This is a genomic window from Nitratireductor mangrovi (assembly GCF_007922615.2).
Classification (GTDB): domain Bacteria; phylum Pseudomonadota; class Alphaproteobacteria; order Rhizobiales; family Rhizobiaceae; genus Mangrovimarina; species Mangrovimarina mangrovi.
The window spans coordinates 3,121,808-3,136,414 of record NZ_CP042301.2 but is presented as its reverse complement, the minus strand read 5'-3'; the positions used below and the strand labels follow the sequence as shown (position 1 = coordinate 3,136,414).

Below are 14,607 nucleotides of genomic sequence, written 5' to 3'. Positions count from 1 at the left end.
CATTGCCGCCGTGTCGTGGCGTTCGAGCACCCGGACCGGCTGTGATTAACAGCTTTGCCAGCGTTATCAAAGGAGATTGGTGGACAAACCAGGCCCGAAATTCTGCTAGGTATTTCCACCAGTCGTCTCGACAGAGGCTGCCACGCGCGCGCGTTGGCGCAAACGTTCGAGGCAATTTTGTCGTGGCCGCGCGGCGGTGTTCGACGCGGCCCTTTCCAGCCGGCCGTGGCGATCGCGGCCTTGCCCGCGGAGACATTCTGCTGTTTGGTTGACTGGCGCGAATCCGCGGGGATGCGCGCGGCATGAGCGAGGCGCAAATGACCGTGGCGACCTCGCGGAGGAGCGGATGACCCTTCACGACGTTTCCCTCGACGACAAGTTCGACCTGACCAAACGCGGCATCTACGTCTCGGGGGCGCAGGCGATCGTCCGCATGCTTTTGATGCAGCGCGAGCGCGACCGGCTCGCCGGGCTGGACACGGCCGGCTTCGTGTCGGGCTATCGCGGCTCGCCGCTGGGCGGGCTCGACCAGCAGCTGTGGCGCGCCCGCGGTAAGCTCGAACAATCCAACATCGTCTTCCAGCCCGGTCTCAACGAGGAACTGGCGGCGACCGCCTGCTGGGGCTCGCAGCAGACCGAGCTTCTAGGCGAGGGCAAGCACGACGGCGTCTTCGCTGTCTGGTACGGCAAGGGTCCCGGCGTCGACCGCTCCGGCGACGTCTTCCGCCACGCCAACCTGGCCGGCTCGTCGAAGAATGGCGGCGTGCTGGCGCTTATGGGCGACGACCACACCGCGGAATCCTCCACCAACGCCCACGCCACCGAGTTCCTGTTCGTCGACACCATGATCCCGATCTTCAACCCGGCCGGGGTCCAGGAACTGGTCGATTACGGGCTCTACGGCTTTGCCCTGTCGCGCTTCGCCGGCACCTGGTCGGCAATGAAATGCGTCAAGGACAACATCGAATCGACGGCCTCCGTCGACGTGTCGCTCGAGCGGCTAGCAATCACGCTGCCCGAATTCGACATGCCGCCCGGCGGCCTCAACATCCGTCACGAACTCGACCAGATGGGCCAGGAAGCGCGGCTGCACGAATACAAACGCGCCGCCGCCGCCGCCTTCATCCGCGCCAACGACCTCAACCGCATCGTCTATTCCGGCGGGCGCAATCCGAAGATCGGCATCATCACCGTCGGCAAGAGCTATCTCGACGTGCGTCAGGCGCTCGACGACATCGGCATCGACGAGGCCCAGGCCGACCGCATCGGGCTGAGGCTGTTCAAGGTCGCCTGCCCGTGGCCGCTCGACCTGGAGCACATCCGCGATTTCGCCCGCGGCCTGGAAATGGTGATCGTGGTCGAGGAAAAGCGCTCGCTGATCGAGGTCCAGGTGCGTGAGGACCTCTACGGCACCTCCATGCAGCCGGTCGTGGTCGGCAAGAAGGACGAGCGCAACGACTGGCTGTTCCCGGCCAAGGGCGCGCTCGACCCCAACGACATCGCGATCGCCATCGGCGAGCGCATCCTGCGCGTGATCGGCCCCTCGGAGGAGATTTCGGCCCGCGTCAACCGGCTGAAGCAGTTCCAGGCGATGCTCGCCGAGACCACCGATGTCGCGACCCGCACACCCTATTTCTGCTCCGGCTGCCCGCACAATTCCTCGACCAAGGTGCCGGACGGCTCGATCGCCGGCGCCGGCATCGGCTGCCATTTCATGGCGATGTGGATGGACCGGTCGACGATCGGCTTCACCGCCATGGGCGGCGAGGGCGCGCAGTGGATCGGCCAGGCGCCGTTCTCGAAACGCGGGCACATCTTCCAGAATCTCGGCGACGGCACGTACAATCATTCCGGTTCTCTGGCGATCCGCTTCGCCATCGCCTCCGGCGCCAACATCACCTACAAGATCCTCTATAACGACGCCGTGGCGATGACCGGCGGCCAGCCGCACGAGGGCGGGCTCACCGTCGACATGATCGCCCACCAGGTGGCCGCCGAAGGCGTGAGCCGCATCGCGGTGGTCACCGACGAACCCGACAAATATGACGGCAAGGTGCGGTTTCCGGCCGCCGCCACCATCCACCACCGCGACGACCTCGACCACGTCCAGCGCCAGCTGCGCGAGGTAGGCGGTGTTTCCGTGCTTCTCTACGACCAGACCTGCGCGGCGGAAAAGCGCCGGCGCCGCAAGCGTGGCACGTTTCCCGATCCGGACAGGCGTGTGCTCATCAACGAACTGGTCTGTGAGGGCTGCGGCGATTGCGGGGTTCAGTCGAACTGCGTGTCGATCCAGCCGGTGGAGACCGAGTTCGGCCGCAAGCGGCGGATCGACCAGTCGAGCTGCAACAAGGATTTCTCCTGCGTCAACGGCTTCTGTCCGTCCTTCGTGACCGTGCACGGCGCCAAGCCGAAAAGGTCGGAAGGCGTCGCCGGCGCCGCCAACCCGCTCGACAGCGTGCCCGAGCCCAGGCAGGCCGACCTCTCCAAGGGCTGGTCGGGGATCATCGACGGCATCGGCGGCACCGGCGTTGTCACTGTCGGCGCCATCCTCGGCATGGCGGCGCATCTGGAGGGCAAGGGCTGCGGGCTGATCGACATGGCGGGTCTGGCGCAGAAGGGCGGCGCGGTCTTCACCCATGTGCGCATTGCCGAGCGTCCCGAGGACGTGCACGCCATCCGCGTGTCGGCCGGCAAGGCCAATCTGGTACTCGGCTGTGACCTGGTCGTGTCGGGCTCCAAGAAGGTGCTGTCGGCGGTGCGCGAGAACGAGACGGTGTTCGTCGCCAACACGGCCGAGGTCATGCCGGGCGACTTCGCGCGCTCGGCCGGGTTCTCGCTGCCGGTAGAGCGGCTGAAGAAGGCGATCCGCAAGGCGGCGGGCGAGGACAACGCCCATTTCTTCGACGCCACCGGCACGGCGAGCGCGCTGTTCGGCAATTCGCTCGGCGCCAACATGTTCATGCTTGGCTTCGCCTGTCAGCACGGAGGTTTGCCGGTATCGGCGGCTGCGGTGGAAAAGGCGATCGAGCTCAACGGCCAGGCCGTCGCCATGAACCAGGCCGCGTTCCGCTGGGGACGCCGCGCCGCGCACGAGCCCGGCTTCGTGCGCGCGCTGCTCGAGAAGGCCGGTTCCGGCCGCCAGGACCGGGACATCGCGACGGCACTCGACGATATCGTCGCCCGCCGCGGAGCGTTCCTTGAGGCCTATCAGGATGCCGGCTACCGCCAGCGCTACGAGGCCCGCATCGCCGCGATCCGCGCCGCGGAAGAAAAGGCGCTGCCCGGCTCCACGGCCGTCACCGAGGCCGCCGCCCGCAACCTTTTCCGCCTGATGGCGATCAAGGACGAATACGAGGTGGCGCGGCTCTACACCGACGGTTCCTTCGCGCGGCAGCTGGCATCGGCCTTCGAGAGCTACGACCGGCTCGAATTCCATCTGGCGCCCCCGATCCTCGGCCGCAAGGGGCCGGACGGCCGGCCGCGCAAATCCTCGTTCGGTCCCTGGATGATGCGCGGCTTCAAGGTGCTGGCGGCGCTGAAAGCGCTGCGCGGCACCCGCCTCGACATTTTCGGCTACTCGGCCGAACGCCGCATGGAACGGCAACTGCTTGCCGACTACGAGCGTGATCTCGACCTGGTGCTGGCCGACCTGACGCAGGAACGCGTCGACGCGGCCGTCGCGCTCCTGTCGGTGCCGGGCCTGATCAAGGGGTACGGTCACGTCAAGACGGCCAGTGCCGAGCGCGCCGCCGGCGAACGGGCCCGTCTCATCGAGCGCTTCCGGGCCGGGGCCAGGGAAGACACGCTTCAGGCCGCCGAATAGGTCGCGATATCTGCCGTGCATTAGCGCGAAGCGTTTTATTAAGGGGAACCTGCCATATTTCGGACTCCGTGCGGGCTGTGAAATGGGCAGATCCAAGAAACGCGAAATTCCGGTCGACATCTACATCCCGTTCGTGGAATCGCTGTTCCGCGACGGGTTGACGCTCTCGGTCGGCCTGGTCGCCCAGACCCTTCTCGTCATCCTCTGCTACTGGAAGACCGGCGACATGCTCTACCTGCTGGTCGCCGTCAGCATGGCGATCGTCGGCGTCCTGCGGCTCAGAAACATCCGCAAGCATCGCAGCATGCCGCCGCCGACGACCCGCGAGGAAGCCACGGCGCGCGAGCGCGACTACATCCTGTTCGGGTCCATGCACGGCTTCATGCTGGGCTTTTTCTGTTTTGTCGGCATCTATCTGGCGCATGACGGCTTCGCCGAGATCGCCTCCGTCGCGGTGACGCTGGCGTCGGCGACCTCGATCGCCGGCCGCAACTACGGCTCGCCGCGCATGGTCATGATCTTCATCATGACCATGACCTGGCCGATCTCGATCGGCTTCCTGTTGCGTGGCGACGCCTATCACATCGTTCTCGGCTGCATGGCCTTTCCGTTCTTCTTCGCCATCCGCCGCTTCGCCGACCTGGTGCGCGAGGTGCTGTTTTCGGCCCTCTCGGAGGAAAAGAAGGCCAATCGCCTGGCGCAGCGCTTCAACCGCGCGCTCAACACCATGTCGCACGGCCTGGTCATGCTCGGCCCAGACAGCCGCGTCGTCGTCGCCAACGCCGAGGCGGCGCAGCTGATGTCGGTTGCAAGCTCGGATCGTCTGGTCGGCCGCTCGCTCAAGGCGCTGCTCATGCGCGGCGCCGCCGGGGGCCTTATTAGCTACGATGATTGCGGTTTCGTCGAGCGCCAGCTGGCGCTGGCCCTGCGCGAGGGGCGCGACCGCAAGCTGCTTGTCAGTCTTTCCGACGGCCGCCATCTGGAATTCTCGGCGCGCGAGGGCGATGACGATCTCGGCGTCATCACCTTCGAGGACGTGACCCAGCGCGTCCAGGCGGACGAGAAGATCCGCAACATGGCGCGCTACGACAGCCTGACCGGTCTGCCCAACCGGGCCTATTTCCACGAGCTGGTGTCGGAACGCATGGGCGGCGGCGACCGGGAGCGTCAATGCGCGCTGGCGGTGCTCGATCTCGACGATTTCAAGACCATCAACGATACGCTCGGCCATCCGGTCGGCGACGGACTGATCTATGCGATCGCGGAGAAGCTCGCCTTCTTCGCGGACGAGGACATCAGCGTCAGCCGCTTCGGCGGCGACGAGTTCATCGTCTATTTCGATCGCATCCAGGACGAGGTCCATCTCGGGCAGTTGCTCGACGGCATCTTCGTGGGGCTCGGCGAGGAGGTGGACGTTGCCGGCCACCTCTTAAGGGCGCAGATGAGCGCCGGCGCGGTGCTGCTGCCGATCGCCTTTGCCGATGTCGACGACATGGTCGTCAAGGCGGATCTGGCGCTCTACCGCGCCAAGGAAACCGGCAAGAACGGCTGGCAGCTGTTCGAGGCCTCCATGGACGCCGCCTTCCGCGAAAAGCAGATGCTCAAGGCCGACCTGCGCAATGCGGTCGAGGCGCAGGCGCTGCGCGTCGTCTTCCAGCCGATCGTCGGCATGGACTCCATGCGCATCGAAAGCTGCGAGGCGCTGTGCCGCTGGCAGCATCCCGAACTTGGCGCGGTTTCGCCCGGCGTGTTCATTCCGCTCGCCGAGGAGATGGGCATCATCTCCGAAATCAGCGTCCAGATGCTGCGCGCCGCGTGCCGCGAGTGCTGCAGATGGCCGGAGCCGATCGGCGTCTCGGTCAATTTGTCGGCGCGCGACTTCCGCGACGCCGACATCGTCGCCACCGTGCGTGATGCGCTCAAGGTCAGCGGGCTGGCGCCGGAACGGCTCGAGATCGAGGTCACCGAGACCGCGATCCTCGACGACAAGTCGTCCACCCGCCAGTATCTCGAGGAGATCCGCGCGCTCGGCGTCCGCATCGCGCTCGACGATTTCGGCACCGGCTATTCGAGCCTCAGCTACCTGCACACCCTGCCGCTCGACAAGGTCAAGATCGACCGCAGCTTCCTGCAGGACATCACCGTCGACGCTCGCTCGCTGGAGCTTTTGAAGGGAGTTGTGAGCCTCTCGCGACAGGTGGGGCTCAAGGTGACCATGGAAGGCGTCGAGACCTTCGAGCAGTTGTGCCTCCTCGCGCACGAGGTCCATCCCGATCTCCTCCAGGGCTTCCTGTTCGGCGCGGCGCTGTCGCCGTCGGGCATCGAGACGATGTCGAGCACGGTCTGGCCCTTCGGCAAGGATCTCGAACAGGCTCGCAGCGTCGCCCGCTAGGGCGCCGATACCCTCCAAGTCCAAAAACCTAACCGATCCGGGGACTTCTCGGGGCCGCGGTGCCGCCAATGGCGCGATCGCGTAATAGGCCGCGCCGCCGTTAAGGTTAACGTTAAGTAAATGATGTAACGAGAAGTTTCGGCTTTACTTGACCGGGGCTTCGGCTACCGTCGAGCGTGGATGGTACGGGGAATTGAGTAACATGAACGCGAATCCCGCGCTGAGGGCCGCCGCGGCGAGCGTTCCGGAGCGCAACGGCAGCGCTGGCCCTTCCGCCTTCGCGCAGAACGTGCTGGCGGTGCTTGAGCGCACCGAATACCGGCGCATTGAGGGCGGCGAGGATCTGGAGGAGATCTACCGTCTCCGCTACAAGTCCTATCGTGCCGCCGACATGGTCTCGGAACTGCCGGGCCACATGGTGCATGACCCGCTCGACGATCTGCCCAACTGTTACCGGTTCGCGATCCTGATCGACGGCCAGCTGGTCTCGACCATCCGCATCCATCACGTCAACAGTGCCAACCCGGTGTCGCCGTCGACCACGGTTTATGGCGACGTGCTCAATCCGCGCATCGCCGCGGGCGAAACCTTCATCGACCCGAGTCGCTTCGCCGCCGACCCCGACTGGTCGCAGATCTACCCGCAGATTCCCTATCTGACGCTGCGCCTGGCCGGCATGGCCTGCTTCCACTTCGACGCGCCCTATTGCCTGTCGACCATCCAGGAAGACCACACCGGCTTCTATCGCCGCATCTACATGTCGGAGCAGATCGGCGGGGTGCGCTCCTATCCCGGGCTCAACTATCCGGTCGTGCTCTACCAGGCCAACGTGCATGCGATCGAGGAGCGCTCGTTTGCGCGCTACCCGTTCTTCAAGTCGACCCGCATGGAGCAGCGCTTGCTGTTCGACAGCCCGGTCAATGGCGACACCGCTCCGCTGACCGTGATTCCCACGGCCAGATTCTTCGACCGCGCGGCCTGACGCGGGGCCGGTCGGTCCCGCTGGCGTTCCGCTTGTGTTGGGGTCGTCGCGCGTCCATAACGGGGGCAATCAGCAACGCCGCCCGAGAGTATGAACGCCAGGCAGGACTTCATCACCAACGCCATCTGGGCCAGCGAACTCACCGACGAAGAACTCGAGCGGGCGAGCCGCGGAACGGTCGAGAAGCGGTTCGCCAAGGGCAGCTATGTCTGCCATCGCGGGGACAAGCTCGACTACTGGACGGGCGTCATCGAGGGGCTGGTCAAGATCGCGGCGGTCTCGCAGGACGGCAAGGCGATGACCTTCGCCGGCGCCACCAACGGCAGCTGGTTCGGCGAGGGTTCGGTGCTGAAGGGCGAGGCGCGCCAGTACGATCTGGTGGTCCTGCGCGACACCCGGCTGGCGATGATGCCGCGCGCCAACTTCATGTGGCTCTACGAGAACAGCCGTGGCTTCAACCGCTTTCTGGTCCGCCAGCTCAACGAGCGCATGGGCCAGTTCATCGCCACTATCGAATATGACCGCATCCTGAGCCCGCGCGCCCGGGTAGCACGCAATTTGTCGTGGTTTTTCAATCCTGTGCTCTATCCCGCGGTGGCGACGGAGATCGAGATATCGCAAGAGGAACTCGGCCTGCTGGCGGGGGTCTCTCGCGCCGTCGTCAACAAGTCGCTGCAGGAACTCGAGGATGAGGGCCTGCTCGTCGCCGGACACGGGCGGATCAGGGTCATCGATCTCGAATCGTTGAAGAGATACGAGCCATAGCCGCATTGGCTTGATGGCCATGCGCGGAATTCGCAACGGATTGTCGGGAAGCGCGTCGGCTAAGGAAGACGCGACGGTAAAAGACCATCGCCGGGTTTGTCTGTCAATCGCGAAGTTGTCATCGCCGGCTGTTCGTGGGAATCTGGCGCCAACTAGCTGATATCCGGTCCGCTTTCGCCAAGGCGAGGATGGCGGGTCCGGCAAGAAACCGAGGGCGAACTTGCGCGGCGGCTCTACCCGCGCGATAAAAAGTGAACCAACCGCAGAAACAAGGCGGGGTTCGGGAGGATGATGGGAAATGGTTGCTGCGGCCGACGCCGACAGGACGCTTGATACGTTTCCGAAGTACCTGCTCTTGAACGCCGAACGGTTCGGCGATCGGCCGGCCATGCGGCACAAGGACTACGGCATCTGGCAGAGCTGGACCTGGAAGGAACAGCTCGATGAGGTTCGTGCGCTGGCGCTCGGGCTGGAAGCGATCGGCATCGGTCGCGGCGACAAGGTCGCCGTGGTTGGCGCCAACCGGCCGCGGCTCTACTGGTCCTTCGCCTCGATCCAGTCGCTCGGCGGCGTGCCGGTGCCGGTCTATGCTGATTCGGTCGCTGAGGAGATGGCCTATGTCCTCGACCACGCCGAGGTGAAGTTCGCCATCGTCCAGGACCAGGAGCAGGTCGACAAGCTGCTCGGCATCGCCGAGAAGGTGCCCAGCCTCACCCATGTCGTCTATGACGAGCCGCGCGGCCTGCGCGACTACGACCATTCGCGCCTGCATCCCTATGCCGATCTGCGCGAGAAGGGGCTTGCAATGCTGGCCTCATCGCCGGAGGCCGCGACGCGCTGGCAGGCATCGGTCGATGCCGGCAAGGGCGACGATCTCGGCATCATGCTCTACACGTCCGGCACCACCGGCCGCCCCAAGGGCGTGATGCTGTCGAACCGCAATCTCGTGACCTCGGCGCTGCACGGCAATTCGTTCGACAAGCTCGACGTCAATGAAACGACGATCGCCTATCTGCCGCTCGCCTGGGTCGGCGACCACGTTTTTTCCTATTCGCAGTCCTACACCGCCGGCTATTGCGTCAGCTGCCCGGAAAGCCCGGATACGGTGACGGAAGACCGCCGCGAGATCGCGCCGACCTATTTCTTCGCGCCGCCGCGCGTGTTCGAGGGACTGCTGACTGCGATCATGGTGCGCATGGAAGATGCGGGCCCGCTCAAGAAACGCATGTTCGACTATTTCATCGAGCTTGCCCGCAAGGTCGGCGAGCCGATCCTCGACGGCGAGAGCGTCGGGCTCTGGGACCGCATCAAATACGCGCTGGGCGAGGTTTTGGTTTACGCGCCGCTCAAGAACCGCATGGGCCTGTCGCGCATGCGGGTCGGCTACACGGCGGGCGAGGCGATCGGGCCGGAGCTCTTCCGCTTCTATCGCGCGCTCGGCCTCAACCTGAAGCAGCTCTACGGCCAGACAGAAGCCTGCGTCTATATCACCGCGCAGCCCGACGGAAAGATCAGGGCCGACACGGTCGGCCTGCCGTCGCCGGGCGTCGAGGTCAGGATCGCCGAGAGCGGCGAGGTCATGTACCGCTCCGACGGCGTCTTCGTCGGCTACTACAAGAACGACGAGGCGACCCGCGCCACCAAGACCGAGGACGGCTGGGTGCACACGGGTGATGCCGGCCTGTTCGACGCCGAGGGCCACCTCAAGATCATCGACCGCGCCAAGGATGTCGGCAAGCTGCGCTCCGGCGCCCTGTTCGCGCCGAAATACATCGAGAACAAGCTGAAGTTCTATCCCGACGTGAAGGAGGTCGTGGCCTTCGGCGACGGCCGCGACTTCTGCGCCGTGTTCATCAATATCGACCTGGAGTCGGTCGGCAGCTGGGCCGAACGCAACAACGTTTCCTACGCCTCCTACCAGGAACTCGCCAACCATCCCGAGGTCCACAAGACCATGGCGGCCCATGTCGAAGAGGTGAACCGGTCGCTCGCCGAGGAAGAATTGATGAAGGCCTCGCAGATCAGGCGCTTCCTGGTCTTGCACAAGGAACTCGACGCCGACGACGGCGAATTGACCCGCACCCAGAAGGTGCGCCGCTCCTTCATTGGCGAACGCTATGGCGAGCTGATCGAGGCGCTTTATGACGGCTCCACCGAGAAGTATGTCGAGACCGAGGTCACCTTCGAGGACGGCCGCAAGGGCAAGCTGCGCGCGACGGTGAAGATCGTCGACACGCCGGTCTACGGCCTCGACGCAAAGCCCATGCAGGAGGCGGCCGAATGAACCGGGCAGTCGATCCGCGCGACCTCCAGGTCCATGCCGATGACGGCATCGCCAAGGGCGACGTGCTGCTTGAGGTCAACAACGTCTCGCTGCGTTTTGGCGGCGTGAAGGCGATCACCGACATCTCCTTCGACATCCTGAAGGGCGAGATCAGGGCGATCATCGGCCCCAATGGCGCCGGCAAGACGTCGATGCTGAACGTCATCAACGGCTTCTACACGCCGCAGGAGGGCACGATCACCTTCCGCGGCGTCGAGCGGCGCGCCATGCGCACCACCGATGCTGCCCGTCAGGGCATCGCGCGCACCTTCCAGAACATCGCGCTCTTCAAGGGCATGACGACGCTCGACAACATCATGACCGGCCGCATCACGCTGCAGACGAGCAACATCTTCTCGCAGGCGCTGTGGTTCGGCCCCGCGGTGCGCGAGGAGATCGCCCACCGCCAGCGCGTCGAGGAGATCATAGACTTCCTCGAGATCCAGCATATTCGCAAGGTGCCGGTCGGGCGGCTGCCATACGGCCTGCAGAAGCGGGTCGAGCTTGGCCGCGCGCTCGCCGCCGAACCCTCGCTGCTGCTGCTCGACGAGCCGATGGCCGGCATGAACCTCGAGGAGAAGGAGGACATGAGCCGCTTCATCCTCGACGTGAACAGCCAGTTCGGCACCACGATCGCGCTGATCGAGCACGACATGGGCGTCGTCATGGACATTTCCGATCGCGTCGTCGTGCTCGACTACGGCCGCAAGATCGGTGACGGCACGCCGGACGAAGTCTCGAAGAACCAGGACGTCATCGACGCCTATCTCGGCGTTCCGCATGAATAGGCCCCGCCAGGAGATCGCTGCCGCATGAGCCCCGGCTTTCTGTACTTCCTCGAAACGGTCCTCAACGGCCTGATGACCGGTGTCATGTATTCGCTGGTCGCGCTCGGCTTCGTGCTGATCTTCAAGGCGTCCGGCATCTTCAACTTCTCGCAGGGCGTGATGGCGCTGTTCGCCGCCCTGACGCTGGTCGGGCTGCAGACCGGGCAGGTGCCGTTCGCGCACCTGATCAACGCCATCTTCGGCACCGACATCCACCATTTCGGCTGGACGCTGCCGGCCTTCGTCGCGATCGTCGGCACGCTCGCCGTCATGGTTGCCTTCGCCTATCTGTTCGAGAAGCTGGTGCTGAAGCACCTCGTCAATCAGGAGCCGATCATCCTGTTCATGGCGACGATCGGGCTGGCCTATTTCCTCGAGGGTTTCGGCGACCTGATGTGGGGCGCCGACATCAAGACGCTCGACATCGGCATTCCGTCCGGCGGCTCGTTCTGGCTCGAGGACGTGACGCGCGAATGGGCGACCGAGGGCTCCGACTATTTCGGCATGTATATCGACAAGCTCGACGTTGTCGCTGCGCTCGTCGCCGTGGTGCTGGTGACGGTGCTGATGCTGTTTTCGCAATACACGGCCACCGGGCGCGCGCTGCGCGCGGTCGCCGACGACCACCAGGCCGCCATGTCGGTCGGTATCTCGCTGCGCAACATCTGGGTGATCGTGTGGTCGATCGCCGGCTTCGTGGCGCTGGTCGCCGGCATCATGTGGGGCGCCAAGTCTGGTGTGCAGTTCTCGCTGTCGCTGATCGCGCTCAAGGCGCTGCCGGTGCTGATCCTCGGCGGCTTCACCTCGATCCCGGGCGCCATCGTCGGCGGGCTGATCATCGGCGTCGGCGAGAAGCTGGCCGAACTCTATATCGGCCCGCTGGTCGGCGGCGCCATCGAGAACTGGTTCGCCTATGTGGTCGCGCTGGGCTTCCTGCTGATCAGGCCGCAGGGCCTGTTCGGCGAAAAGATCATCGAGAGGGTTTGACGCGCCATGCTCTACCGTGAGGCGGGTGACTTCAAGTCGACCTATGTCGCCGACATGCAGACCTTCCCGATCCGGGGCGAGCGGCTGCTGTTCTGGGTGTTTGTCGCGGGCTGCTTCCTGATCGTGCCGTTCCTGATCAACGACTATTGGGAAAAGTCGATCATCATCCCGTTCCTGGTCTGGTCGATGATCGCCATCGGCCTCAACATCCTGACCGGCTATTGCGGGCAGGTGTCGCTCGGCACCGGCGGTTTCATGGCGGTCGGCGCGTTTGCCTGCTACAAGCTCACCACTGCCTTCCCGGACCTCAACATCATCGCCATCATCGTGATGTCGGGCTTCGTCACCGCCGGCGTCGGCATGCTGTTCGGGCTGCCGTCGCTCCGGATCAAGGGGTTCTACCTGGCGGTCGCCACGCTCGCGGCGCAGTTCTTCCTGGTCTGGTTCTTCAACAAGTTCGGCTGGTTCTACAACTACTCCGCCTCCGGCCAGATCACCGCGCCGGAACGGTTCCTGTTCGGCGTCGCCGTCACCGGGCCGAACGCCCCGCCCTGGGCGACCTATCTCCTGTGTCTCAGCTTCGTGTTCGTCTTCGCCTGGGTGGCGCGCAATCTGACCCGGGGCCGGCTCGGGCGCAGCTGGATGGCCATGCGCGACATGGACATCGCCGCGCAGATCATGGGCATCTCGCCGTTCTCGGCCAAGCTTTCGGCCTTCGCGATCTCGTCCTTCTATGTCGGCATGGGCGGGGCGATGTTCTTCGCCGTCTATCTCGGCGCGGCCGAGGTCACCGAGGCGTTCAGCATCGACAAGTCGTTCGACGCGCTGTTCATGATCATCATCGGCGGCCTTGGCTCGATCCTAGGCTCGTTCCTCGGCGCCGCCTTCATCGTCGTCTTTCCGGTGTTGCTGAAGAACATTATGGTGGGCTGGCTCGGCTGGTCGACCGATCTTGCCGCGCATCTGGAGATCATGACGGTCGGCGGACTGATCATCTTCTTCCTGATCGTCGAGCCGCACGGGCTGGCGCAGCTCTGGCGGCTAACCAAGGAGAAACTCCGGCTCTGGCCATTCCCGTATTGACGGGGCAAGGTCGGGCGTATCGGCCCCGCGAAACCGGGCCGCACAAATCGTCTGTTTCACTATGGGAGGTACTTGCAGATGAGACTGACAAAACTGGCTGCAGCAACCGCGGTGCTTTCCGCGCTCGTCGTCGGGCCGGCGCTTGCCGACCTGATGGTGCCGAGCCTGAGCTACCGCACCGGGCCTTACGCGCCCAACGGCATTCCCTATGCCGACGGCTTCGCCGACTATTTCACGCTTCTCAACGAGCGTGACGGCGGCATCAACGGCGTCAAGGTGAACGTGGTCGAGTGCGAAACCGGCTACAACACCGAAAAGGGCGTCGAGTGCTACGAATCGACCAAGGGTCAGGGCGCGCTCGTCTATCACCCGCTGTCGACCGGCATCACCTATCAGCTGATCCCCAAGGCGACGGCCGACGGCATCCCGGTGCATTCGATGGGCTACGGCCGCACGTCGGCGGCAGACGGCTCGGTGTTCGAGTGGATCTTCAACTATCCGGGCACCTACTGGGACGCGGCCTCGATCATCGTCAAGCACATCAGCGACCAGGAAGGTGGCGACCTCAACGGCAAGAAGCTGGCGCTGGTCTACCACAACTCGGCCTACGGCAAGGAGCCGATCCGCACGCTCGAGGAACTGGCCAAGAAGCACGGCTACGAGCTGACCCTGCTTCCGGTCGATCATCCGGGCCAGGAGCAGAAGTCGCAATGGCTGCAGATCCGGCGTGACCGTCCCGACTATGTCATCATGTGGGGCTGGGGCGTCATGAACCAGGTCGCCGTCCAGGAAGCCGCCAACATCCGCTATCCGATGGATCATTTCATCGGCGTGTGGTGGTCCGGCTCCGAGAACGACGTCGTCCCCGCCGGCGCCGGTGCGGACGGCTACAAGGCGATCGCGTTCCACGCTCCGGGCACCGACTTCCCGCTCTTCGACGACCTTAAGAAGCATGTCGTTGACGCCGGCAAGGCGGCGGGCGACGGCAGCCATGTCGGCGAGGTGCTCTACAACCGCGGCATGTACGCGGCGATCACCGTGGCCGAGGCGATCCGCAAGGCGCAGGAGATGCACGACACCAAGGACATCACCCCTGCCCAGATGCGCGACGGCATGGAGAACAGCGTCATCGACGAGGCCCGCTGGGCCGAACTCGGCCTGCCGGGCTATGCGCCCACGATCAAGGTGACCTGCTCCAACCATGGCGGTCCCGGCCTCGGCGCCATCCAGCAGTGGAACGCCGAGACGAAGACCTGGTCGCTCGTGACCGACTTCATGGAAGCCGACCGCGAAGTGGTCGACGCGCTGATCAAGGAAGATTCCGAGGCCTACGCCAAGGAAAACAACATCACGCCGCGCGACTGCGCCTCCTGATGTGAAGCTTTGCCCCGGCGGTTCCGGCCGCCGGGGTTCCTTTTGCGACAA

Annotated in this window: 9 protein-coding genes; all 9 read left to right on the top strand. The window is 64.7% G+C overall.

Annotation, left to right across the window (positions count from 1 at the left end; translation table 11 throughout):
• The first annotated feature begins 346 nt into the window (after nucleotides 1-346).
• The 9 genes from FQ775_RS15240 to FQ775_RS15200 all read left to right on the top strand — a co-directional run bounded on the left by FQ775_RS15240 (nucleotide 347) and on the right by FQ775_RS15200 (nucleotide 14,556).
• A complete protein-coding gene (locus tag FQ775_RS15240) occupies nucleotides 347-3,823 on the top strand; it encodes an indolepyruvate ferredoxin oxidoreductase family protein (RefSeq protein WP_146300022.1) in 3,477 nt (1,158 codons plus the stop codon).
• Between the two features lie 82 nt (nucleotides 3,824-3,905).
• Complete coding sequence (locus FQ775_RS15235; protein WP_146300021.1) at nucleotides 3,906-6,215, top strand: putative bifunctional diguanylate cyclase/phosphodiesterase; 2,310 nt, start codon at nucleotides 3,906-3,908, stop codon at nucleotides 6,213-6,215.
• Nucleotides 6,216-6,417: 202 nt separating this feature from the next.
• Complete coding sequence (locus FQ775_RS15230) at nucleotides 6,418-7,197, top strand: N-acyl amino acid synthase FeeM domain-containing protein (RefSeq protein WP_246730148.1); 780 nt, start codon at nucleotides 6,418-6,420, stop codon at nucleotides 7,195-7,197.
• Nucleotides 7,198-7,287: 90 nt separating this feature from the next.
• Nucleotides 7,288-7,962, top strand: coding sequence for a Crp/Fnr family transcriptional regulator (locus FQ775_RS15225; protein ID WP_146300020.1), 675 nt, complete (start codon nucleotides 7,288-7,290; stop codon nucleotides 7,960-7,962).
• Between the two features lie 298 nt (nucleotides 7,963-8,260).
• On the top strand, nucleotides 8,261-10,246 hold the full coding sequence (locus FQ775_RS15220; protein WP_146300019.1) for an AMP-dependent synthetase/ligase: 1,986 nt from the start codon (nucleotides 8,261-8,263) through the stop codon (nucleotides 10,244-10,246).
• A complete protein-coding gene (locus FQ775_RS15215; RefSeq protein ID WP_146300018.1) occupies nucleotides 10,243-11,073 on the top strand; it encodes an ABC transporter ATP-binding protein in 831 nt (276 codons plus the stop codon). The genes FQ775_RS15220 and FQ775_RS15215 overlap by 4 nt, the downstream gene beginning before the upstream one ends.
• A 24-nt stretch (nucleotides 11,074-11,097) precedes the next feature.
• Entirely contained in the window at nucleotides 11,098-12,099 is a 1,002-nt protein-coding gene (locus tag FQ775_RS15210) for a branched-chain amino acid ABC transporter permease (protein WP_146300017.1), read from the top strand.
• A gap of 6 nt (nucleotides 12,100-12,105) precedes the next feature.
• The gene (locus FQ775_RS15205) at nucleotides 12,106-13,182 is read left to right on the top strand and encodes a branched-chain amino acid ABC transporter permease (protein WP_146300016.1); all 1,077 of its coding nucleotides are present in this window, start codon (nucleotides 12,106-12,108) and stop codon (nucleotides 13,180-13,182) included.
• A 78-nt stretch (nucleotides 13,183-13,260) separates the two neighbouring features.
• Nucleotides 13,261-14,556: an ABC transporter substrate-binding protein gene (locus tag FQ775_RS15200; protein ID WP_206064761.1), complete on the top strand. Its 1,296-nt coding sequence runs from the start codon at nucleotides 13,261-13,263 to the stop codon at nucleotides 14,554-14,556.
• Nucleotides 14,557-14,607 lie beyond the last annotated feature (51 nt).